General features: G+C 57.4%; 21 protein-coding genes and 2 pseudogenes. 7 read left to right on the forward strand and 16 right to left on the reverse strand.

Annotation, left to right across the window (positions count from 1 at the left end):
* Positions 1-7: 7 nt before the first annotated feature.
* The 6 genes from TK06_RS17045 to TK06_RS17070 form a co-directional block, all read right to left on the reverse strand.
* Entirely contained in the window at positions 8-1,240 is a 1,233-nt protein-coding gene (locus tag TK06_RS17045) for a D-amino acid dehydrogenase (protein ID WP_063323021.1), read from the reverse strand.
* The gene (locus TK06_RS17050; protein ID WP_063323022.1) at positions 1,240-2,667 is read right to left on the reverse strand and encodes an amidase; all 1,428 of its coding nucleotides are present in this window, start codon (positions 2,665-2,667) and stop codon (positions 1,240-1,242) included. The genes TK06_RS17045 and TK06_RS17050 overlap by 1 nt, the downstream gene beginning before the upstream one ends.
* 4 nt (positions 2,668-2,671) lie before the next feature.
* Positions 2,672-3,355 (reverse strand): amino acid ABC transporter permease, encoded by a 684-nt coding sequence (locus TK06_RS17055; protein ID WP_063323023.1) that lies wholly within the window; start codon positions 3,353-3,355, stop codon positions 2,672-2,674.
* A complete protein-coding gene (locus TK06_RS17060; RefSeq protein ID WP_063323024.1) occupies positions 3,352-4,008 on the reverse strand; it encodes an amino acid ABC transporter permease in 657 nt (218 codons plus the stop codon). The genes TK06_RS17055 and TK06_RS17060 overlap by 4 nt, the downstream gene beginning before the upstream one ends.
* Positions 4,008-4,796 carry an amino acid ABC transporter ATP-binding protein gene (locus tag TK06_RS17065; protein ID WP_063323025.1) on the reverse strand — a complete coding sequence of 263 codons (789 nt, stop codon included), beginning with the start codon at positions 4,794-4,796 and terminating at the stop codon, positions 4,008-4,010. The genes TK06_RS17060 and TK06_RS17065 overlap by 1 nt, the downstream gene beginning before the upstream one ends.
* 79 nt (positions 4,797-4,875) lie before the next feature.
* Positions 4,876-5,745 carry a substrate-binding periplasmic protein gene (locus tag TK06_RS17070; RefSeq protein ID WP_063323026.1) on the reverse strand — a complete coding sequence of 290 codons (870 nt, stop codon included), beginning with the start codon at positions 5,743-5,745 and terminating at the stop codon, positions 4,876-4,878.
* Between the two features lie 158 nt (positions 5,746-5,903).
* Between TK06_RS17070 and TK06_RS17075 the strand changes: the two genes are divergently transcribed.
* On the forward strand, positions 5,904-6,932 hold the full coding sequence (locus TK06_RS17075; RefSeq protein ID WP_238992549.1) for a GlxA family transcriptional regulator: 1,029 nt from the start codon (positions 5,904-5,906) through the stop codon (positions 6,930-6,932).
* Between the two features lie 30 nt (positions 6,933-6,962).
* Here the strand turns inward: TK06_RS17075 and TK06_RS17080 are convergent, their stop codons facing one another.
* Both TK06_RS17080 and TK06_RS17085 read right to left on the reverse strand, forming a co-directional pair.
* Positions 6,963-7,901 (reverse strand): AraC family transcriptional regulator, encoded by a 939-nt coding sequence (locus TK06_RS17080; protein WP_063323028.1) that lies wholly within the window; start codon positions 7,899-7,901, stop codon positions 6,963-6,965.
* Between the two features lie 24 nt (positions 7,902-7,925).
* Positions 7,926-8,759, reverse strand: a complete 834-nt coding sequence (locus TK06_RS17085) for an oxidoreductase (protein ID WP_063325171.1) — start codon at positions 8,757-8,759, stop codon at positions 7,926-7,928.
* A gap of 28 nt (positions 8,760-8,787) precedes the next feature.
* Between TK06_RS17085 and TK06_RS33225 the strand changes: the two genes are divergently transcribed.
* From TK06_RS33225 to TK06_RS17100, 4 genes are all read left to right on the forward strand, one after another.
* Positions 8,788-8,913 (forward strand): hypothetical protein, encoded by a 126-nt coding sequence (locus TK06_RS33225; RefSeq protein WP_256571999.1) that lies wholly within the window; start codon positions 8,788-8,790, stop codon positions 8,911-8,913.
* A gap of 44 nt (positions 8,914-8,957) precedes the next feature.
* Positions 8,958-9,473 carry a sigma-70 family RNA polymerase sigma factor gene (locus TK06_RS17090; protein ID WP_063325172.1) on the forward strand — a complete coding sequence of 172 codons (516 nt, stop codon included), beginning with the start codon at positions 8,958-8,960 and terminating at the stop codon, positions 9,471-9,473.
* Positions 9,460-10,443, forward strand: a complete 984-nt coding sequence (locus TK06_RS17095) for a DUF4880 domain-containing protein (protein WP_063323029.1) — start codon at positions 9,460-9,462, stop codon at positions 10,441-10,443. Before TK06_RS17090 ends, TK06_RS17095 begins: the two co-directional genes overlap by 14 nt.
* 123 nt (positions 10,444-10,566) lie before the next feature.
* Positions 10,567-12,939 (forward strand): TonB-dependent siderophore receptor, encoded by a 2,373-nt coding sequence (locus tag TK06_RS17100; RefSeq protein WP_063323030.1) that lies wholly within the window; start codon positions 10,567-10,569, stop codon positions 12,937-12,939.
* 122 nt (positions 12,940-13,061) lie between these two features.
* Here TK06_RS17100 and TK06_RS17105 read toward each other — a convergent pair whose 3' ends face one another.
* Positions 13,062-14,543 (reverse strand): hypothetical protein, encoded by a 1,482-nt coding sequence (locus TK06_RS17105; RefSeq protein WP_063323031.1) that lies wholly within the window; start codon positions 14,541-14,543, stop codon positions 13,062-13,064.
* Between the two features lie 952 nt (positions 14,544-15,495).
* On the opposite strand from TK06_RS17105, the gene TK06_RS17110 reads away from it, so the two are divergent.
* The gene (locus tag TK06_RS17110) at positions 15,496-16,806 is read left to right on the forward strand and encodes a Fic family protein (RefSeq protein ID WP_238992550.1); all 1,311 of its coding nucleotides are present in this window, start codon (positions 15,496-15,498) and stop codon (positions 16,804-16,806) included.
* A 34-nt stretch (positions 16,807-16,840) separates the two neighbouring features.
* On the opposite strand, the pseudogene TK06_RS31895 reads toward TK06_RS17110, so the two are convergent.
* The 4 genes and pseudogenes from TK06_RS31895 to TK06_RS17125 form a co-directional block, all read right to left on the reverse strand.
* Positions 16,841-16,987, reverse strand: a pseudogene (locus TK06_RS31895) (IS4 family transposase); the annotation flags it as partial.
* Between the two features lie 109 nt (positions 16,988-17,096).
* Positions 17,097-17,735 (reverse strand): DUF2625 domain-containing protein, encoded by a 639-nt coding sequence (locus TK06_RS17115; RefSeq protein ID WP_063323033.1) that lies wholly within the window; start codon positions 17,733-17,735, stop codon positions 17,097-17,099.
* A gap of 238 nt (positions 17,736-17,973) precedes the next feature.
* Positions 17,974-18,489: a hypothetical protein gene (locus TK06_RS17120; RefSeq protein WP_153044843.1), complete on the reverse strand. Its 516-nt coding sequence runs from the start codon at positions 18,487-18,489 to the stop codon at positions 17,974-17,976.
* Between the two features lie 98 nt (positions 18,490-18,587).
* Positions 18,588-19,073 carry a hypothetical protein gene (locus tag TK06_RS17125; protein ID WP_063323035.1) on the reverse strand — a complete coding sequence of 162 codons (486 nt, stop codon included), beginning with the start codon at positions 19,071-19,073 and terminating at the stop codon, positions 18,588-18,590.
* 208 nt (positions 19,074-19,281) lie between these two features.
* Between TK06_RS17125 and TK06_RS30980 the strand changes: the two are divergent.
* Positions 19,282-19,401 (forward strand): annotated as a pseudogene (locus TK06_RS30980) (IS66 family transposase zinc-finger binding domain-containing protein); the annotation flags it as partial.
* 104 nt (positions 19,402-19,505) lie between these two features.
* Here TK06_RS30980 and TK06_RS32460 read toward each other — a convergent pair.
* The 3 genes from TK06_RS32460 to TK06_RS17135 all read right to left on the reverse strand — a co-directional run bounded on the left by TK06_RS32460 (position 19,506) and on the right by TK06_RS17135 (position 21,268).
* Entirely contained in the window at positions 19,506-19,958 is a 453-nt protein-coding gene (locus tag TK06_RS32460) for a hypothetical protein (protein WP_153044844.1), read from the reverse strand.
* 210 nt (positions 19,959-20,168) lie between these two features.
* Positions 20,169-20,684, reverse strand: a complete 516-nt coding sequence (locus TK06_RS17130; RefSeq protein WP_153044845.1) for a hypothetical protein — start codon at positions 20,682-20,684, stop codon at positions 20,169-20,171.
* 98 nt (positions 20,685-20,782) lie between these two features.
* On the reverse strand, positions 20,783-21,268 hold the full coding sequence (locus tag TK06_RS17135) for a hypothetical protein (protein ID WP_063323037.1): 486 nt from the start codon (positions 21,266-21,268) through the stop codon (positions 20,783-20,785).
* Positions 21,269-21,283 lie beyond the last annotated feature (15 nt).

Consider the following 21,283-nt stretch of genomic DNA (forward strand, 5'->3'; position numbering starts at 1 on the left):
GAGGAAGTTAAAGCGCCGTGCCGCCGATCAATCGGACCAGACGTTGGGCGCTACCAAATGCCAAGGTCATGCCCAGGGCACCCTGGCCGCAATTGACGTACAGGTTGTCACAACCACTGACTGCCAGAATCGGCCGTCCGGTGGGGGTCGCCGGACGCCAACCGGTCCAGGGCTGGCAATCATCGGCGTTCCATTCCAGACCGAACAATGCCTGCGTCGAGGCTTTCAGTTGCTCGATACGCTTAACGGGAATCGACGCATCCAGCCCACACAGCTCGACCATCCCAGCAACGCGCAAGCGATCACCGATCCGGGCGAACACTGTTTTACGCCGCATGTCCGTCACGCTGACCGTCGGTGCATTCATCGAATCAGTGATCGGCAACGTAATGCTGTATCCCTTGAGCGGGTAGACCGGCATGCGCACACCGAACGCAGATAACAACCCCGCGCTGTAAGCGCCAGCCGCCAGCACGACCGCTTGCGTCCCTAAAAGACCAGGGCCTTCGATGGCATGGTGAATCTCCAACGCGGTGATGCGCCCGCGTTCACGTCGGAAAGCGGCAACCTCACTGTCGAACAGAAAACGCACCCCCTGCGTGCTCAACAACCTCGCAAGCTCCTGACAAAGCTTGCGCCCATCGACCGCGCATTCGCTGTCGGTATGGATCGCACCGTGAAACGCCTTCTTATAGCCCTCAAGTGCAGGCTCGATCGACAAGGCTTCGGCGGGGCTGACGATTTTTTGTTGCCTGGCGCCTTGGGCGGCCTGGAATTTCACCTGATCGCCGGCCTTGCGCAGGCTTTCAGCATCGGGGTACAGAACCAGTTTGCCGGTACGGGCGAAATCGCATTGCACCTTTTCCTGACTGATGAAGGCGTCCAGCGCCAGCCGACTTTCATGCGCCAGTTCCAGCAACTCGACAGTCGTCTGGCGCGAAACGGACGTACGGCAGGCCGCGAGAAACTCCACACACCAGCGCCATTGTTCCAAGCTCCATTGCGGCGAAAACTTCAGCGGGCCGTTGCGCTCCAGCAGCATCTTTGGAATGCCCGGCAACAGGGAGGGATCAGCCAGCGGTTGCACATAGCTGTAGCTCAATTGCGCCCCATTGGCGGCACTGGCCCCCATGCCGGCCTCCCCCGCACGGTCGATAACGGTGACGGTATGACCGGCCTTGTGTAGAAACCAGGCACTGCTCAAGCCAACGATGCCAGCGCCGACGACACAGATTTCCATTACGCCACCACCCTGTCCGACAGGTCCCAACCCACGGGCCGCCGTTGGTGCCAATCACTGACTTGCTGGTAGGCATGGGCGATCCGCAGCACCAACGGCTCGGCGAAGGCACGCCCGACAATTTGCATCGAGACCGGCATGCGTTGCTCATCGAAGCCCACCGGCAGCGCCACTGAACAGAGATTGAGCAGGTTGGCGAAACGGCCGAGCAAGGCCAGCGGCGTACCGTACTCATCGACCTGACTCAACGGCACACTGCCAATGGCATTGGTCGGAAACGCACAGGCATCGACCTGGGACATGGCTTCGTCCATGGCTTGACGGGCAGCACGTCGCTGGTTGTGCAAATGGATGTAAGCCGCCGCGTCGATGGCGCGCCCGCTCAGCACCCGACGCTGCACATGAGGATCGAAGCGTAGATCGTCGCGCTCGAACAAACTGCCAAGGCTGGCGTAGCCTTCGGCGCTCATAAGGCCACCGGCAACGCGCATGCACTGCTCCAGTGAAGTCGGTAGCGGCTGTTCGACCAGATGCATGCCCAGTGCCGCCAATTGCTCAAGCCCCTGGTCATACGCTGCCAATACGCCAGGTGCGATGTGTTCGCGTTCGGTCTGTGGCAGCACCCAGATACGCAGACCGGCCACCGGAAGATTCAAGCCTGCTGCGGCGCTGAACACTGGCGACTTGGCCGAGACCGGATCCAGCGGGTCCGGCCCCAGCAGCGCATCAAGCATCCACGCGGCGTCTTCGACGGTGTGCGTAATCGGCCCTACCGAATCCAGCGATGGGCACAATTCAATCAAACCGTGGCGGCTGACCAACCCACGCGTGGTTTTCAGGCCAACCAGACCACACATGCCTGCGGGAATCCGCACCGAGCCGCCGGTGTCGGTGCCCAATGCCGCGCTTGCCAACCCACCGGCCACGGCCACCGCAGAACCACTGCTGGAACCCCCTGGCGCACGATGTACTTCATGGTCCCATGGGTTCCACGGCGTGCCCATCACGGCATTTGTGCCCCACCCTCCGAAAGCGAATTCGACGGTGTGGGTCTTGCCCATGATGATCGCCCCGGCGCGCTCCAACCGCTGGACTGCCGTGGCGGTGAGCCGAGAGATGCGCGGCGTCTGCGCCAGCGAACCACCGGTTATGGCCTTGCCGTCGATTTCGAACAAATCCTTGATCGCAATTGGAATGCCGTGCAACGGCCCCAGGTGGACACCGGCGGCCCGCTGCCGATCGGCCGCGATGGCGGCACCGAGCGCGCGCTGGGGATAGGCCTCGACATAAGCATTGAGTTGACCGTTGAAGCGCTCGATCCGCTCCAATTGCGCGCCAACCAGGGACTCGCTCGTGAGCGTTCCGGACTCCAGCGCTTGCCGCAACTGGCCAATACTCTGAGAAGCGGTTCGATCCATGATGTTCATGTGTTCAACCTCGAATGGTTTTGCGCCCGCGAGAAAATCGTGCTTCCAGCGCTCGCGACAACAGAGAAAGAGGGAAAGCGATGACGAAATAGAACAACCCCACCAGCAGGAAAATATGCATCGGCAAAAAGGATTCGGACGCGATGGCGCGGGCCGCCAGCATCAACTCATCGGTGGCGATCAAGGCGCACAGGGAGCTGTCCTTCAGAATCGACACGTAGGCATTGAGCAACGGCGGCAACATGCCGCGAATGGCTTGTGGAAAGATCACGGCGGTGAAGGCTTGCAATGGCGTCAGGCCGGTGGCGATGGCCGCCTCACGTTGGCCGCGATGCAAGGAGTCCAGTCCGCCGCGCAGGATTTCCGCGACGTAGGCAGAGCCCTGCAAGCCCAGGCCGATGGCCCCGGCCCAATAACCCGACAACGTCAGCCCGAGGCTGGGCAGGGTGAAATACAGCGCCAGCAGCAACGCCAGGAGCGGCACCGCACGCATCCCCTGAATGAAGAACACCGCCGCATGCTTGAGCCAGACGCTGTGGCTCTTCATCGCCCAGGCCAGTAACGCGCCCAACATCGCCGCCAGGGCGAAGCCTGTCAGGGACAGCTCGGCGCTGACCCGGGCGCCGAGTAGCAGGCGAGCACTCCAGTCGCTCCAGTATTCCGGGTATTGCTGGAAAAAACTGATCATCGCGCCGCCCCCAGATGACGTTCAAGTCGGATGAACCCCACGCCAATTGGCAGGATCATCGCCGCATAGATGCACATCACCGCCAGATAGATCAGCGAGGTCTGGAACGTGGAAGTCACAAGATTGCGGGCAAGGAACATGATTTCCGGCACGGCGATGGCCGAGGCGATGGACGTGTCCTTGATCAGTTGCGTGACGTAGTTGGCATACGCCGGCAACGCAATGCGCAGGGCCTGGGGCAAGAGGATGTAGCGCAGAGTCTGCATACGGTGCAGGCCGATGGCCTGCCCGGATTCATGCTGGCCAACGTGCAGCGACTGCAAGCCGGCTCGGAAAGTATCGGCCAGCACTGCGCTGCCTACCAGGCTCAAACCGACGATGGCCGCCAGCCACGCGGGCAGATTGATTCCCAGATAGGACAGCCCAAAGTAGATCAGAAACAGGTGCGCCAGCGCCGGCACATTGCGCATCCATTCGATGAAACAGGCGATGGCGCCGTGTACCAGTCGCGATCGGCTGAACGTCAGTAAAACCGCCAGCACCAGACCGCCCACGCTCGCCAACACTAAGGTGCAGAGGGCGATTTCCAATGCGCTCATTGCGCCTTTGAGAAGCAAGGGCAACAGCCCGAGGAAAGCTTCCAGGTTCGCCATCAAGCGCTCTCCACAGCCATGCGCCCAAGAAAACTGCGGGTACGTTCGTGACAAGGGTTATCGATCACTTGCCTCGACGGCCCCTGTTCGACAATGCGCCCGCCGTCCATGAAGATCACTCGATCCGCCACATCGCGGGCAAACCTCACTTCATGGGTGACCATGATCATGCTGCGGCCCTCTTCCGCCAGCTCGCGAATCACGGCCAACACTTCGCCCACCAGCTCGGGATCCAACGCCGAGGTCGGTTCGTCGAACAGAATCACTTTTGGTTGCTGGGCCAAAGCCCGGGCGATGGCGACCCGCTGTTGCTGACCACCCGACAATTGCTCGGGATAAGACTCGGCCTTGTGCCGCAGATGGACTTTTTCCAGCATCGCGTCGGCCAACTCATACGCCTGCTTGCGCGGCATCCCCTGGGCCTTGATGGGGCCGAGTGCGACGTTGTCGCGCACGTTCAAGTGCGGCCACAGATAGAACAACTGGAACACCATGGCGATCTCGCGGCGCTGTGGCGCCATTTCCCGGTCGCTCATCAGCCGCGAACGCTGGCCATCCCTGCGCTGACCGATCAACTCGTTTCCCAACCAGATCTCGCCACTGGTGGGTTTTTCCAGGTAATTGATGCAGCGCAGGCAGGTGGATTTTCCAGAACCGCTTGGGCCGATCAGCGACAGGGTCTCACCGGGCTTCAACTCCAGGCTGATGCCCTTGAGCACCTCCAGATCGCCATAGTTCTTGTGTAATTCATGCACGCGCAGCAACGCGGCGTCAGACGGGCTCGACATCTTGGCTAACCTCTTTTTGTTATAGGCATGGCGATGAGGCAGTGCCTCTGGCATGAACCCACCCCATCGCCTCACACACTTATTTGCAGCCAGGCAGTGTCCAGTCCGCTGGACGATCGACGCCCAGGCGCAGGTCCTTGCCTTCGGGCATGAACCAGACATCCTGAGTCAGGCCGTAGCGAGCGCCGATCTTGCGCATCTCACAGTTTTTCCAGAGCGTCTGAATCTGTGCGTTGACCGCCGTTACCAGTTCCGGGCTGGCCTTGTTGAAGCCGAACACCACCTGGCCCAAGCCAGTCAGCAGTGGGAAATTCGGATCGTTGTCGACAAAGGCGTTGAAATGCAGGTGCCATTGCTCATTGCGGGAAATGGCGTATTGCATGACCGGTGGATCGCCGATCACCGCATCGATGCGTCCGGCGAGCAGATCGCGAACGGCCGCATCGGATGTGTCATAAAGGGCGACTTGCAGGCCATCGATCTTGCGCATCTCAGGGATGAACGAAAAGCCGGTGATGGTGCCGACTTTCTTGCCTTGCAAATCCTTGAGGCTGTTCCAGTTGGTCTTGTCCGTCTGGGTAATACCGTTCTTGAAGTAGTGAATAGGATCGCTCAAGGTCATGATTTTCGAGCGTTGCTCGGTCCAGCCCATGGTGCCTGCCATGACATCCACTCGCTTGGACTGCACCGATGCGATCGTCCCTGACCACTCCATTAATGCCGGTTTGACCTTAAGGCCCAGTTTTTCAGAAATTTGTTGAAGGATTTCACCGTCATAGCCGACCATCCGACTATCTTGATACCCTGTTCCTGGCATATCACCACTGAAGGCGATGGTCAGGCTTCCCGGCTCTACTGTCTCCAATGCGAACACCGGTGCCGCAGCCAGCACGGACACCAGAAACCCGGCACAAATACCGGAAAAACGCTTAACTTTGGACGTCTTCATCGGATGCTCCTCGATAGTTTTCAGGGTGGCAGCGGAACGTTTCGCATGGGCCCATCGTAGTGGGAGCGGCGGTATAACCAGTTGGATGCTTTGCACGAATGATTGAACATTTGCGACATTCTGGCGGTGCAGAGAATGTGCCCCCTCAGGAAAGCCTCGTGGACGGGCTCGATCATGGGCAGGCGCGTCATCCACCCATGCGCCGCGGCACCGCCGAGTTGTCTATTGGTATCATGTTGTGGCCACGCTTCCCCTTGCTGTCACTGTCGGGGCTGACCGATGCGCTGCGGCATGCCGCCGATACGGGTGATCAAAGCCGCCCAATACGCTGCCAATGGAAAGTACTCGGCACGCCCGGGCAAAGAGTCATTTCCAGTAGCGGACTGGACGTACCGATCGACAGTGAACTCACTGACCCGGAACGTTTCGACTACATCGTGGTGATTGGTGGATTGCTCGATTTCATCGAGGCGGTGCCGAAAACCTATCCCGCGTTCCTCCACCAGGCCGCCGCCGCACAAGTGCCGTTGATCGGCCTGTGCACCGGCAGCTTCGTGCTCGCGCGACATGGCCTGATGGAGGGGCGAACGGCGTGTGTCCACGCCTATCATGGCGACGACTGGAAGCACCGGTTTCCCACGTTGCGCTTTGTCATCAACAGAGACTTTCTGATCGACCGGGACCGGATTACCTGCGCTGGCGGTGTTTCAGTTATCGAGTTAGCGCTTCATCTGATCGGCATGCATTGCGGGCCGGATCGTGCCGGCAAGGTTGTGCATCAGATGACGGTGGCAAAGAACACGTCCAACAGTTTCGTCGACCGACGCAAGGCTCTCGGATACGCCAGTTCATCCAATCGTCGGCTACATGAAGCCGTGATGTTGATGGAAAAACACATGGCCCACCCCCTCGATATCGAGGCCATTGCGCACCTGCTCGGCACCAGCAAACGACAGTTGGAACGCCTGTTCGTCGCTGAAACCAACAGCAGCCCAGCCCAGTTCTACCGCCAGGTCCGACTCAGGTTTGGCAGATGGCTGCTGGTGAGTTCCGATCGCCAGATTGGCGAGATCGCCTTTGAATGTGGCTTCGCGGATGCACCGCATTTTATTCGGCACTTCCAGAGCATGTTTGGCCTCTCCCCGGGAAAGTTACGCAAAGCCTTGATGCAACAAGAAGGGAAGTAACGCCGCACGGCTTCAACCGTGTCGTCAGCGCTAATGCGACGACACATAAATGGACGGCGTGGCAGGCGCCGGCAATGCATAGGTCGCCTTCATCCACTCCACCTCAGCCTGGGGCGTTCGCCCAAACAGGCGCTTGAACTCGCGGCCAAATTGCGAGGCGCTTTCGTAGCCCACACTGAACGCCGCCGTCGAGGCGTTCATGGCGTTGCGCAGCATCAACAGTCGCGCCTGGTGCAACCGCGTCGACTTCAGGTATTGCATGGGCGAGGCGTCCGTCACGCTGCGAAAGTGCACGTGGAAGCTGGGCACGCTCATGTTGGCTTCGCGGGCGAGCGCCTCGACATCCAGGCGCTCCTGATAGCTGCTGTGAATCTTGCGGATCGCGCGGGTAATCTGGCCGAAGTGGCCCTGGCGACCCAGCGCCGCACGCATCGAGCCGCCCTGTTCGCCGGTGAGGATGCGGTAGTAGATTTCCCGCACCAACGACGGTCCGAGAATGGCCGCGTCACCCGGCGTGCTCATGGCTTCCAGAAAGCGCAGCGTCGAGGCGTACAACCCATCATCCATGGGTGAGGCGTACATGCCCTTGGGCGGAGCATCGCTCGGGCCGAGCGCCTCGTCGACCTGCAGTATCAACTCGCTTGCCAGTTGCAGGTCCAGGCGCATATACACCGCCAGCATGGGCTCCGCTTCGCTGGCGTCGGTTTCCATGGTGAATGGCACGGGAACGGACACCACCAGGTAATGCCGGGCATCGTAGACGTAGAGGTCATTCCCCAGGTAGCCGCGCTTGCGTCCCTGGCACAGGATCACGACACCGGGGTCATACAGGACCGGCGTGCGGCTCAATGGCCGGTTCGAGCGCAGGAAACGTACGTCCTCCAGGGCGCTGAGGTTGTAGCCTTCCACCGGCGCCAGCCGCTCCATCAACGCCACCATGCGTGCGGTATGCGGATCAGCCTGGGTCATCCAATTCTCCTTTCCACGGGTCGCTCAGCCGTCGGTCGAACGGGTCAGCGCTTCCCATTGATCGATCTCGCTGGCGGCCCGACTGAGCTTATCGCGCACCAGGCTCAATGCATCGCTGCCCAGCAACAGATGGGCGGGCGGCGTCGGGCTGGCGATCACCTGCAACATCGCCCGCGCCGCCTTGTGCGGGTCGCCGAGTTGCTTGCCGCTTTTTTCCTGGCGCGCCTGGCGAACCGGGTCAAAGCTGGCGTCATAGTCGGCAATGCTGCGCGGGGTGCGCTGCATCGAGCGACCGGCCCAGTCCGTTCGAAACGAACCGGGCGCGACGGCCGTCACGAAAATGTTGAACGGTTGCAACTCCTTGCTCAAGGTATCGGAGATCCCTTCCAGGGCGAACTTGCTCCCGCAGTAGTACGCAATGCCCGGCATCGTGATGGTACCCCCCATCGACGTGATGTTGAGGATATGCCCGGCGCGACGCTGGCGGAAATAGGGCACGAAGGCCTTGGTCACCGCCACCGCGCCAAACACATTGACGTCGAACTGGCGCCGCAGCTCTTCCAGCGGCGATTCTTCGAAAATGCCCTCGTGGCCGTAGCCGGCATTGTTGACCAGCACGTCCACCGGGCCGTGGGCGGCTTGCGTGGCGGCGACCACGCTGTCGATTCGAGCGAAGTCGGTGACATCCAAAAGAACACCGTGGGCCCGGTCGGCAGACAATTGCTCGAAGGCCCGCAAGGCCGCCTCGCTGCGCACGGTGCCGATGACCCGGTGGCCAGCCGCCAGCGCTTCCTTGGCCAGGGCGTTGCCGAAACCACTGCTCACGCCGGTGATGAAGAGGGTTTTTATGCGGTGCATGGCGAACTCCTGTCGGTAGGTGTGCGCCATGGTAGCCACCAGCCTGCGGGCCACCTATGCCGGTTTGCCTCGCAGCCTTGCCTATTCCTATCAGGCAAAGAACACCGTGGCGAACGCCAGGGTCGGCAAATTTGCCCTGGGGTCCCGGGCCTGAATATAATGCGAGTCATTATCAATTATGTGGTTTCCGGGATGCTGATGCGCAGCAACGACTCACTGGGTGATGCCGATCTCGCGCTGCTCTATCGCAGCCACCATTCCTGGCTGCACAGCTGGCTGAGCCGGCGCATCGGCTGTCACGAGAGCGCAGCGGACCTGGCGCAGGACACGTTCGTGCGTCTGCTCAAATCCCGTCAATCAGGCCCTTTGCGCGAGCCCCGTGCCTACCTGAGCAGCATCGCTCGCGGCCTGATGATCGATCGGTATCGCCGTCGCGAACTCGAACGCGCCTACTTCGAGAGCCTCGCGCTGCTTCCTCCTCAAGAGGCCCCCTCCGAAGAAGAACGCTTGCTGATTCTTGATAGCCTCGAGCGCATAGACCGCCTGCTCGACCTGCTCAAACCGAGGGTTCGCGAGGCTTTTCTACTCGCCCAACTCGACGGCCTGACCTGCCTGCAAATAGCCGAAAAATTGTGCGTTTCCCGTTCTACGGTTGAACGCGACTTGGCCAAGGCCCTGCAACACTGCTATCGCTTGCGTTATGCCGAGCAGTAAGGCGCAAGCGCTGGATCCGGCGGTGGTCGACCAAGCGATCCACTGGCTGGTGCGCCTGCGCTTCAATCCTGCCGATGAGAAAACCCAGAGCAGTTTCGAACACTGGCTGCAGCAGCGCCCGGAACATCGGTTCGCGTGGCAGCGTGTGGAAGCGCTTGGCGATGACTTCGCCGGCGTGCCACCTGATTTGGCCCGGCACACCCTCAAGGGCGCCCGCTCAGGCATGCATCGGCGCCAAAGCCTCAAGCTACTGGGTGCATTGGCCACCTTGGGTGGTGCGACCTGGCTGGGCCGCGACTACACACCGCTGCCGGCCATGCTGGCCCAGCAGCACAGCAGAACCGGCGAGCGGAAGCGCTTCCAACTCGATGATGGCAGCCTTATCCAGCTCAACAGCGACAGTGCGGTCGACAGCTATTTCAATGCTCAGCGGCGCCTGATCGTTCTGCGGCGCGGTGAAATCATCGTCAATACCGGCGCCGATGCGGGCTCGGCTCAACCGCGTCCTTTCTGGGTACAAACCCGCGACGGATTGATAAGCACTCTGAATGCCCGGTTCCTCGCGTATGAGCGTGACGACGGGACCCTCATCGCGGTGCAGCGCGGCGCAGTCAGCGTCTTTCCTGGATCCAGCCAAACCCTTACGGTCAACAACACCGTCCAGGCCGGCAATCAGCGGCTGTTCACCTCGGATGGCGTTCGTGAATTCAAGGATAACGGCCTGGATGTATGGAGCTGGAGTGACGGGGTGATCAGCGCACGCAATATGCGCCTCGGTGATTTCATCGGGGCCTTGTCACGCTATCGCCCCGGCCTGTTGCGCTGCGCCGATGAAGTCTCGGGGCTACGGGTTTCCGGCACCTTTCAACTCGCCGACACCGACCAGGTATTGGCATTGGTTGCGCAGTCACTGCACCTGCGGATCGATTATCGAACCCAATATTGGGTGACGTTGAGCGCCGCCAGCTAAGTATTTTCTTCGCCGCCTATCAACATCAAATAAAAATGAGGTGATTTCTCATTCTCGTTCGGCATGTAAGAAAAGGCCGACCTACAGGCCGATCTGCCGATCCCCTTTCCACGGAGCGAGTTAATGAGTGCGTCCCCGGTTCCCCAGCGTCATCTACTGAATCGTGCCATCCACGGTGCGATCTTCGGCGTCATCGTCAGCAGCTATGCGCTACCCACCCTGGCACAGCCCTCGACCGTTGAGCAGACCCACCCGGTGCACCAGTGGAACATTCCCGCCGGCCCCCTGGCACCGGCGCTTGACCGCTTTGCCCGCGAGGCGGGTATCAGCCTTTCCTTCGATACTTCAAGCGTAGCGAACCGCAATACCCGGGGCGTGAGCGGCACACTCGATACGTCCGAAGCCCTGTCGTCATTGTTGCAGGGGAGCGACATGGCGATACAGCAGCAGGGCCCGAACGCTTACTTGCTGACGCCGCAAACCAAGGCGGATGCCGAACTCGAGGAGTATCGCCTCGCGCCTATCCTCGTCAACGCCAAGGCCAGGGCCGATGGCACCGAAGACCCCAACTCGGTGGTCGCCCAGGAACTCTGGGTCGGCGGCAAGGTGGCCACCAGCATCCTCAACACGCCCGCCTCGGTGTCCGTGGTGACCGACAAGGAAATGAAGCAACGCAGCGTGAGCACGACCGAAGAACTGCTGCAATACACGCCGGGGGTCATTACCGACTATTACGGCACTGACGACCGCAACGATTACTTCCAGATCCGCGGCTTCCAGGCCACGACCTATCGGGACGGCCTGACCCTGGGCTCGATGCGCGGTGTGCGCGAAGAACCTTTCGCCTATGAGCGCATTGAAGTAATACGTGGAGCCAACTCGACGCTGTTCGGCCCGGCTGACCCGGGCGGCTCGGTGAACTTTGTCAGCAAGAAGCCGCGCTTCGACAAGTTCGGCCAGGGCTACGTCACCTACGGTTCTTTCGACCATGTCGAAACCGGCATCGATGTCGGGGACTCGTTGAACGAAGAAAAAACCGTGGCCGGTCGCTTCACGGCAAAGATGCAAGACAGCGATCGCGAGTACGACCATTCACGGGATGACAATAAGTTCTTGATGGGCGGCCTGACCTGGTCACCCACGGACTTCACCTCGGCCTCGGTGATCGTGGATTACTTGAAAACCCAAAGCTCGCCCAACAGCGGCGGTTACCCGCTGGACAAGGAATACGACCGTGACAAGTTCTACGGCGAGCCCAGCTACAACTTCCACGATGTCGAACGTACCAACATCAGCGGCACCTTCAGCCATGATTTCGACAACGGCTTCGTGCTGCGCAGCAACCTGCGTTACAGCAAACTGACCGATGATTTCGGCTATGTATTCCTCAGCGACTCCCCTACCCGCACCGGCACTACCGTCCCGCGTTATATCTTCGGCACTGACAGCGACGCCGAGCAACTGAACGGCAACTTGATGCTGCAATACGATGCCCGCTTCGAAAACATCGACAGCAGTACGTTGGTGGGCGTGGAGTATGGCGATTCTTCCACCGAGGAACGCTCCGTCTATGCCACGACAGGCTCCATCGACCTGGCCAACCCGGTGTTCACGGGTGTGCCCAGCGGCGTAGCGCCGTATAGCAACGACAAGCTCGACACGAAAACCAAGGCCGTGTTCCTGCAACAGAACCTGTCCTTCTATGAACGCTTTATCGTCACCGCCGGTGTGCGCAACGACTCGCTGGATCTGTCCAATACCGACATCAACAACGTAAAAGAGTCGGATAACTTCTCGGAAACCTCCTATCGCGGCGCACTGACCTATATCGTCAACGACGAAGTGTCCACCTACGTCAGCATGGTCGAGTCGGTCTCACCGCCAACGGTGGGTGTAGTGCCGAAGACAGGCACGCAATATGAAGTGGGGGTGAAATATGCGCCCATCGGTATGGACGCGCTGTTCTCGGCAGCCGTCTACGACCTGACCCAGGAAAACGTCAGCATCGCCGTCGTACTGCCCAGCGGTGTCATCGAGCAGCAAACCGTTGGCGAATCACGTGTGCGCGGCCTGGACCTGGAAGCCAAGGCTGAGCTGACCCCCAACCTGAGCCTGGTGGGCGGCTACTCCTACATGGAGTCCGAAGTGTTGCGCGGTACGTTGTACGACGGCAGCTCACTCAAAGGAAATGAGTTCGCCACGGCCCCCAAACACTCCGCGTCGCTGTGGAGCTATTACAACATCCCCGACACCGATGTCAGCGTTGGCCTGGGCGCGCGTTATGTGGGTTCCTATTACTTCGACGCCGCCAACACCGGCACCAGCGATGGCACGACGCTCTTCGATGCGGCCTTCAACTACAAACTCTTCAAAGGCACTGACCTGGCGGTTAACGTCAGTAACCTGCTGGATGAGCAACATGTGGTCGGTTCGGGGACTGCGAACTACTACAACCCGGGCCGTGAAGTCACCGCTAAGTTGAGTTACAACTGGTAAAGAGTTGGCCGTTCATGATGGGGCGTCGGCTTGATGCGGGTCAGTCATCGAACGGCGAAAACCTGTGGGAGCACAACTTGCTCCCACAGGTTTGAACCTACAGAGCAAGACTGCGGCGAGCATCAAATACCCGGGCCGCTGACGCGAGCCGGCAACCTAGCCAAACGATCCCAACCCTCGGCACTGATCCCGGAACAGTTCAGCAACGCCAATGTGTGCAGCGGCAATTGCTCCAACACCGGCACTGCGGCTGAGGTAATCCGCGATTCCCCGGGATCTGCCGAAATCGTCAGATCACTCAACGGCAGCCGAGCAAGGTGGGCCACCCCAGCGTCGGTGAGCCAAGGGCTGTCATACAAACCCAGGCGCCGCAGCGGCAGATCACGCAAGCAGGCCAGATCGGCATCGCGCAGATCCAGGCCGCTTATTTCAAGTTGCTCCAACGGCAAACCCAACTCGACGAGCTTGCACAGAACCTTGCCATCCACGCCGCGACAAAAGCTGAGATTCAGTCGCTTCAGTGGCAGGCCGGCGAGTTGTTTCAGTTCCTTCCAAGTGAGGTCGTTCAATGACAGGTCCAGGGACTCCAACTCCAAACCACGCAGATCGCTCAACGTATCTGCATCGATGCCTTGCACATCGGAAAGCCCCAGGCGCTTGAGTGGAAACCCGTGCAGCACATCGAGCCGCTCGATGACTTGCCGTGAAGATTTGAGATCCAGGTCGGCGAGCGGCATGCCCTCCAAGGTTTCAAGGTCGTCCTCGCCAACATACGAAGACGAGAGCGAAAGCCGTTCGATGGGCAGCCCCGCAATGGCGTGCAGCGTGGCGTCCGTTGCGTAACATTGATCCAGGCTCAGGGAGCGCAATGCGCTCAGGCGGGAGAGCCATGCGGGGTCCTCCAGAATTGCACCGCTCCAACCGAGGGACAGTTGCTCAAGGGGGTGACTGCATAAATGCGCCATCCCACGGGACGTCAGCTCGCCGACGCGCTCCAGCGTGAGTGATCGCAACTTGAGGTTTGACAGCCCGAGAAGGCCATCGTCGGAGACGTCATCGCAACGGTTCAGCGACAGTTCTTGCAGCGGACTATTGCCGAGTTGCTTGAAGAATTTGTCGTCGAAGTCTTCGCCGTAGGTGCTTAACGTCAGCCGGCGCAGCCGATCGAGGGAAGGTAGGCTGGTGGCGTTATCGGCGCGGGAGAATCCGCTGATCTCCAGGCGCTCGAGAGCGAGGTCTGGCACGCGTTGCCATACACTTGGATCGCAGCTGAAACGTGGGCTGTTGAGCACCAACGTGCGCAAGGGCAGCCCAGCCAGGGCGTCGCACCAGGCCAGCTCGGCGTTATCCAGCTCCAGATGATCGACCGGCAGGTTGCGAAGCTGCGCCAGCAATGGCCCGGGGCGATTGGCATGTGCCGTGGTGTTCAACTGAGTAATGACGACGTTAGCAGCCGGATCGCACAGGCCTGCGGCGAGGCGTACGCCGTCTAATGAAACCTCGGCGGTGTCGAGCAGATCGCGGTACAGCGCGGCACGTGTGGTGATGTCATCGGGGTCGGTGGTGAGTTGGGTAGTCAGCGCGTTGCGGGTGGGGTTGTGCACGGTTTAGGAGTCCGAAGTGCGCGAGCGCTGGGCAGGCTGCGAAAGAGAAAAGTTGCCATAAGGGAAGCATAAAAAAGAGCCTCGCTGAAGAGGCTATTGAGACGGAAAACGAGATCCCCGGCCCTGTTCCGAGTTACAGATTCCTGGCAGGAGATCAACGACGGCGCCCCTCTGAACAGCTCACCCACCTAAAGGCTGTACAAACCCCCTGTGGCGAGGGAGCTTGCTCCCGCTGGGCTGCGCAGCAGCCCCTTCTGTGAACGCTCCGCACCCAAGCGGAAGCAAACCCTAGCCACCGTTGACAGCCCAAAACCAACGTAAAGAAATACCACCGCTGACAGGCTAAACGTCTTACATCAAGCTCGGAAAGTGGCGTCTTGTAGCCCCCGGACAAGCCAGCCTATATTCCATCGTCGCCCTAATGGCGACTCGGGTTCCGCTCGGAAATCAGCTCCGACACGCTGGTGCTCTCCGACCTTTGCAAAATGCTGACGATATCGCTGCGCGATGGGTGTGATGTGATGGATGTGATTGGGAGGCGGTTGCGGGCGCAGGCGGCTGAGTAAATGAAAACGGGCGACCTTTGGGTCGCCCGTTTCACGATCCGTTAGACACACTGCCACTGCTGTCATCGATGATGTCGTGAAGGACTGGAAGCGCTGGGGAGTCAATCTGCTAGGTTGGTCGATGACCCAATGCCACCCATTTAAGCGGGGCAGCATTGGTTTTATTTGTGGCCATAACATAGTCCCGACCGTCGGGAGCGACTACATCCATCTGCTACGATGAGCTGTGGCGCAGTTCGTCAAAAACTGCGCCACATATTTATCCGAAAATGGCGCAGTTCTAGGAACTGCGCCATAATCGCGCCAAAACCTCCTCAAACAGCGCCAACACAACCATGCCTTCGACCACCGACATACTGAACAGTATCCAGGCATCCAGGAACGGGGTGAGCCTCTCAGAGCTCTTGACCAGGCACCCTGAAATTGCCCGGCGAACGGCGCAGCGCATCCTTGCAAACCTGATCGAAAGCAGCCAAATCACTGCGCAGGGCGAAGGCAGGGCACGGCGTTATTTCGCAACAGAACACCGGGCTGAAACCCATGCCCTGAACACTGACACCGATGCCTTTCCTACCTTCATTCCATTATCCGCAGACAGCCGGGACATACTCGCCTACATCAACCAGCCCACAGAAGCGCGCAAGCCTGTGGGCTACCAACGTGACTTTCTGGACGCCTATCGCCCTAACAAGACATGGTACTTATCTGAGTCGTTGCGGCGCCAATTGCATAGGATGGGCAAAACCGCTGATGCGACGGAGCCAGCAGGCACGTACAGCCGGGCGGTCCTGAATCGCTTGCTGATTGATCTGTCGTGGGCATCAAGCCATTTGGAAGGAAACACCTACTCACGGCTCGACACGCGACAACTCATCGAGCAAGGCAAGGCAGCACAGGGCAAGGCCGCTATAGAAACGCAGATGATCTTGAACCATAAGACAGCTATCGAACTTTTGGTCGAGAACATCGAGAGTGCCGAGTTCAACCGTTACACATTGATGAACCTGCATAGCGCCTTGGCTGAAAACCTGCTGCCCAACCCAGCAGACGAGGGCCGAATTCGCCAGCACGCCGTCGACATAGGGAAAAGCACCTATCGCCCGCTCTCAACGCCACAGCAAATTGAAGATGCACTGGACGTCCTGCTTGGCAAAGCCAATCAGATCGCTGATCCATTCGAGCAGTCTTTCTTCATGATGGTGCACCTGCCCTACTTGCAGCCCTTTGCCGACATCAATAAGCGCACATCCCGACTGGCAGCGAATCTCCCCCTGTTCCGTGCCAACCTTTGTCCGCTGACCTTTCTGGATGTACCGGAGCAGGCCTACAGCCGAGCCACATTGGGCGTGTACGAAATGACCCGTGTAGAGCTGCTTCGCGACTTGTATATCTGGGCTTACGAACGCTCAACACTGGAATATCTGGCAATCAAGCAAGATCTTGCGGAACCGGACCCTCTACGCCTGGCATGGCGAGACTTCATCAAGAAGACCATTCGGGAAATCATCACTCACCCAGAGCTTGATCCCTTGTCATGTATTCAACGCTCGGTAGCGGAATATGTTTCAGAAAAAGAGCAGCCGGAAGTGCAAGCACTGATCGTCGAAGAACTCCGTCGCCTGCACGAAGGGGTGCTCGCACGCTACGGGTTACGACCATCAGAGTTCATGTCCTGGAAGTCGCTCCATGGCCACTGATGGATCATAAATAAATCCGTCCCCCTTTTCGTATATCCGGCAGGGTCACCGTAGTGCCGTCTACGAGACGAACTGGTCGTCCCATCCAACGCCACGATGACGGACGCCGGTTGCTCATTGATGACCCCGTGGAGCGCAACAAGGTTGAAACCATCTCCAGCGGCAACCGCTCTCTAGCTTTGTAAGCGTCCAGTAATTATACATTTCAACTTTGAAATGTCTGTGCGTTACCAGTGCACTTTGACTCGCTGCTGGTCTACATCACTTTAATTAGGAGTGATCGCGGGGGCCTACAACTGGCCGGCTAATGTGCAGTTCAAATCATACTGTTCAGCCATGCTGACAACCCTGCGCGCGCTTATTGCCACTGAGCCCTCTTGTGTCCATAGGAATGGGTAGAAAGACACGCATTGATCACCGCTCACACGCTGAATGTCGTCGCGCCAGGATTCCCAACGCAGGCCCTCATAGAAGGCCGCCGTACGATTGCTCACAGCCCATTCCAAGAAGGCGGTATAACCGATGCCCAATGGCTCCCAAAGCAGATTATCGGGCGCCCAGTAGTACACCGCTCCCACATCATCACCCAAGCCGCCGCCATTGACGGAAAAGCATCCACCTGCCGCGTCATCTGCCACCAGTAGATGCCCTTGCGCCCGTCCCTCGTTCCATCCCGCCAGGGTTCTTGTGAGTTTTTGATGACCTGAACCAAGAATACGAAGCCAGCCATGATCAATCAGTATCCCGCCAGTCTCAAATGCTATAGCCCCCAAAGTCGACTTGGTCGTTACCTGTAGCTGTAGGAGAACGCTGGTGTTTTGAGGTGAAGGGGGAAGCAAGTCGTAAGGGCCGTCGGCCTGCTCCAGCATCTCCCGTATGTAGATCATGGCGGGGTCATTAATTTCAACCAAATCTTCTATGCATTTCATTAGTCGATCCTTGATAGCAAGAATTCTAAGTTAGACGGGCATCTACTGATGCGGCAGCAACTGTTCGATCTCGCTAGCCCGTTGCATCGGCAGCCGTATCAGCACATCTTTGAGTAAAAAAGGGGACAGATTTATTTTAGAACACCGAGCAAGCCAATAAACCTGCTCTCTCTGCAGCTGTACCTAATAAATCCGCCCCCTTTATCCACTATTTTTTAGGTTCAGCAGGCTGTAGCGTCTATACCGGCGCGTTGTAAGAAACATCTCCCGAGTCGCGCCAAACTCCATTCGAAAAGCTCACAGGCCGCTGTGGGTAACAAACCAACAGCCCTTCGACGAACTGAGAGAAGGACAAGTCAAGTCGCGTTATCCAACGCATATTGTCGATTTCCAACAATCGCCAGTTGTCTCCGCTATCGAAACCGAAAGCAGTCCCGGTGCTATCCCAACCGAACAGCCACACCTCGCCCTTCGCGCCCGGTTCATAGGGCCCGTCTTTATAAATTCTATCATCACCGAAGTAGTCTGCCGCAGCAGGACGCAACGTCGGTTGAATCGTCAAAAGCGGCAGCGCGCAGTCATCCTCCTTGATCTCACCGTGCCCTCGTTCATGCATAAAAGTAAAGTACTCGTCAGGAGCCGACGGCCACTGCTGCCGCATCATACTTACTTCACCTGAAGAAACAGGTGTCAGCCGCTCCAATAGCGCACATCCCAGTGCATTAAAGGTTTCTAAATTTTCGTACATGCTCATGGTAGCCTCGGGGGGCTGCGGGAGGCACGACTTCGTTTGTCGCTTTACCCCCATCAACCCCACTTTACCCTCACAACAGGGCGTTATTTCTCGCTAAATCACGCACTAAAAAATTTCCACAGTATCGCGTAAGGCAGCTCATCATCAACAATATCAGGCAAGCGAAAATAATAAACAGCCAATGAACTTTCTAAGCTCTTATGAACAAATGCGCCATCAGACATCACACGATAAGAGGCGTACTCCATAAACTTGTCAGAACCAAGAGAACTAAGAGCTTTTTTTATCTCACCATAGGTCTCACCCGCCCCCCTAGGAAGCAATTCAGACGGCGGCGAGCGTACAGCCATATCATCATTTTCAACATCTCTGTAGTAGGCTCTCCGAAATGCAGGCTCACTGCAGGCCCAATAGAGGGAAAGTAAACGAAGCTTTTCCTTTCCCTCATCAAAAAAAGCGTCAGCTAAAAAATACTGATCCTCTGAAATTTTGTATGCACCATCTTCCATGGCGAGAATGCACTGCTCTCGTGCATCGACGGCGTCCCCAATCTTTAACTTACACAGCGACGACCACTCTTGCATCTTAAATACCTCAAACCTATTGTGGCCATTTGAATATTCGACCTTCGACCCTACCAGCCTTAAGAGCGTTCTTTGCGGCTACTTTGGCCTGCCCCTCCGGCATATTTTTAACGGAAAAAAGGGGACAGATTTATTTTAGAACACCGAACAAGCCAACAAGCCTGCTCGCTCTGCATCTCATAAAATAAATCTGTCCCCTTTTCGCTCTGAACTGACCTGTGGCTGCGGCTGCCGCAAACACGCCATTGGCGAGGAGGTCAGCGAACAGCTTGAAATCGTGCCGATGCAGATCCGCGTGATCAAACATGTTCGTAAAGTCTACGGTTGCCACATCCTTGGCCAACTGAGTACTCAGAAGTCCCGTCGCGGCATCACGACTCTGCGAAATGCTTCCTACAGCGTTTGCAGTGGTTTTTTACCTAGTTGTAAATCTTAATCAATAGACTCTATTTGAAACACCAAAGTAGAAAAGTCTATTGCTTCAGTACCTCCACTACATTCCAAATTTATTATGCGACCTTCCTCACTGATTACCATCCCTGCATTTCCAACCCAGGCCTGAACAATGTCGTTCGCACGCCATACATTCCAAATTTTTAATTCGCAATCTGTTTTGGATAGCACCGAAAAAAAAACAGACTCCGGGCTAGTATCTTCCCATAGAATAATTTCAGAGTGACGCTGGTCATTCACCTCCAGTTCACCTTTTACTATTTTTAAACGTAAACCAGCTACAGGCGGCATAGATGACCTCAATCTTCGAGCCAAAAAATTGCTTCGACCTGCTTTAATTTTTTTTTGAAAGATCGGGTACACAAGACGCTCACCTACTTGAACAGGTGCCCCTCGTGTACGTTGAAAAGCTGAAGAAAGCGTTTCCGTCATTTCTTAGTATCCTGGTTTTCTGTATGGATCGACAGCGGCGTGGTCTTGCGGCCAACGAGGAACAAAGTCTTTACCACCATCCTGTGTAAAAAAGGGGACAGATTTATTTTAGAACACCGAGCAAGCCAATAAATCGACTATCTCTGCATCTTATAAAATAAATCTGTCCCTTTTTCGCCACTATTTTTTAGGTTCGGCAGGCTGTAGCGTCTATACCGGCGCGTTGTAAGAAACATCTCCCGAGTCGCGCCAAACTCCATTCGAAAAGCTCACAGGCCGCTGTGGGTAACAAACCAACAGCCCTTCGAAGAACTGAGAGAAGGACAGGTCAAGTCGCGTTATCCAACGCATATTGTCGATTTCCAACAATCGCCAGTTGTCTCCGCTATCGAAACCGAAAGCAGTCCCGGTGCTATCCCAGCCGAACAGCCACACCTCGCCCTTCGCGCCCGGTTCATAGGGCCCGTCTTTATAGATTCCATCATCACCGAAGTAGTCTGCCCCAGCAGGACGCAACGTCGGTTGAATCGTCAAAAGCGGCAGCGCGCAGTCGTCCTCCTTGATCTCACCGTGCCCTCGTTCATGCATAAAAGCAAAGTACTCGTCGGGAGCCGACGGCCACTGCTGCCGCATCATACTTACTTCACCTGAAGAAACAGGTGTCAGCCGCTCCAATAGCGCACATCCCAGTGCATTAAAGGTTTCTAAATTTTCGTACATGCTCATGGTAGCCTCGGGGGGCTGCGGGAGGCACGACTTCGTTTGTCGCTTTACCCCCATCAACCCCACTTTACCCTGACAACAGGGCGCTATTTCTCGCTAAATCACGCACTAAAAAATTTCCACAGTATCGCGTAAGGCAGCTCATCATCAACAATATCAGGCAAGCGAAAATAATAAACAGCCAATGAACTTTCTAAGCTCTTATGAACAAATGCGCCATCAGACATCACACGATAAGAGGCGTACTCCATAAACTTGTCAGAACCAAGAGAACTAAGAGCTTTTTTTATCTCACCATAGGTCTCACCCGCCCCCCTAGGAAGCAATTCAGACGGCGGCGAGCGTACAGCCATATCATCATTTTCAACATCTCTGTAGTAGGCTCTCCGAAATGCAGGCTCACTGCAGGCCCAATAGAGGGAAAGTAAACGAAGCTTTTCCTTTCCCTCATCAAAAAAAGCGTCAGCTAAAAAATACTGATCGTCTGAAATTTTGTATGCACCATCTTCCATGGCGAGAACGCACTGCTCTCGTGCATCGACGGCGTCCCCAATCTTTAACTTACACAGCGACGACCACTCTTGCATCTTAAATACCTCAAA

The organism is Pseudomonas fluorescens (genome assembly GCF_001623525.1).
Lineage (GTDB): Bacteria > Pseudomonadota > Gammaproteobacteria > Pseudomonadales > Pseudomonadaceae > Aquipseudomonas > Aquipseudomonas fluorescens_Q.

Excerpts from the sequence above, each read along its gene's own strand:
- TK06_RS17130 (WP_153044845.1), bottom strand. The coding sequence starts at position 20,684 with ATGAGCATGTACGAAAATTTAGAAACCTTTAATGCACTGGGATGTGCG.
- TK06_RS17080 (WP_063323028.1), bottom strand. The coding sequence starts at position 7,901 with ATGACCCAGGCTGATCCGCATACCGCACGCATGGTGGCGTTGATGGAG.
- TK06_RS17120 (WP_153044843.1), bottom strand. The coding sequence starts at position 18,489 with ATGAGCATGTACGAAAATTTAGAAACCTTTAATGCACTGGGATGTGCG.
- TK06_RS17125 (WP_063323035.1), bottom strand. The coding sequence starts at position 19,073 with ATGCAAGAGTGGTCGTCGCTGTGTAAGTTAAAGATTGGGGACGCCGTC.
- TK06_RS17135 (WP_063323037.1), bottom strand. The coding sequence starts at position 21,268 with ATGCAAGAGTGGTCGTCGCTGTGTAAGTTAAAGATTGGGGACGCCGTC.
- TK06_RS17050 (WP_063323022.1), bottom strand. The coding sequence starts at position 2,667 with ATGAACATCATGGATCGAACCGCTTCTCAGAGTATTGGCCAGTTGCGG.
- TK06_RS17090 (WP_063325172.1), top strand. The coding sequence starts at position 8,958 with ATGCGCAGCAACGACTCACTGGGTGATGCCGATCTCGCGCTGCTCTAT.
- TK06_RS17100 (WP_063323030.1), top strand. The coding sequence starts at position 10,567 with ATGAGTGCGTCCCCGGTTCCCCAGCGTCATCTACTGAATCGTGCCATC.
- TK06_RS17115 (WP_063323033.1), bottom strand. The coding sequence starts at position 17,735 with ATGAAATGCATAGAAGATTTGGTTGAAATTAATGACCCCGCCATGATC.
- TK06_RS17045 (WP_063323021.1), bottom strand. The coding sequence starts at position 1,240 with ATGGAAATCTGTGTCGTCGGCGCTGGCATCGTTGGCTTGAGCAGTGCC.
- TK06_RS33225 (WP_256571999.1), top strand. The coding sequence starts at position 8,788 with ATGGTAGCCACCAGCCTGCGGGCCACCTATGCCGGTTTGCCTCGCAGC.
- TK06_RS17095 (WP_063323029.1), top strand. The coding sequence starts at position 9,460 with ATGCCGAGCAGTAAGGCGCAAGCGCTGGATCCGGCGGTGGTCGACCAA.
- TK06_RS17060 (WP_063323024.1), bottom strand. The coding sequence starts at position 4,008 with ATGGCGAACCTGGAAGCTTTCCTCGGGCTGTTGCCCTTGCTTCTCAAA.
- TK06_RS17065 (WP_063323025.1), bottom strand. The coding sequence starts at position 4,796 with ATGTCGAGCCCGTCTGACGCCGCGTTGCTGCGCGTGCATGAATTACAC.
- TK06_RS17085 (WP_063325171.1), bottom strand. The coding sequence starts at position 8,759 with ATGCACCGCATAAAAACCCTCTTCATCACCGGCGTGAGCAGTGGTTTC.
- TK06_RS32460 (WP_153044844.1), bottom strand. The coding sequence starts at position 19,958 with ATGACGGAAACGCTTTCTTCAGCTTTTCAACGTACACGAGGGGCACCT.
- TK06_RS17070 (WP_063323026.1), bottom strand. The coding sequence starts at position 5,745 with ATGAAGACGTCCAAAGTTAAGCGTTTTTCCGGTATTTGTGCCGGGTTT.
- TK06_RS17055 (WP_063323023.1), bottom strand. The coding sequence starts at position 3,355 with ATGATCAGTTTTTTCCAGCAATACCCGGAATACTGGAGCGACTGGAGT.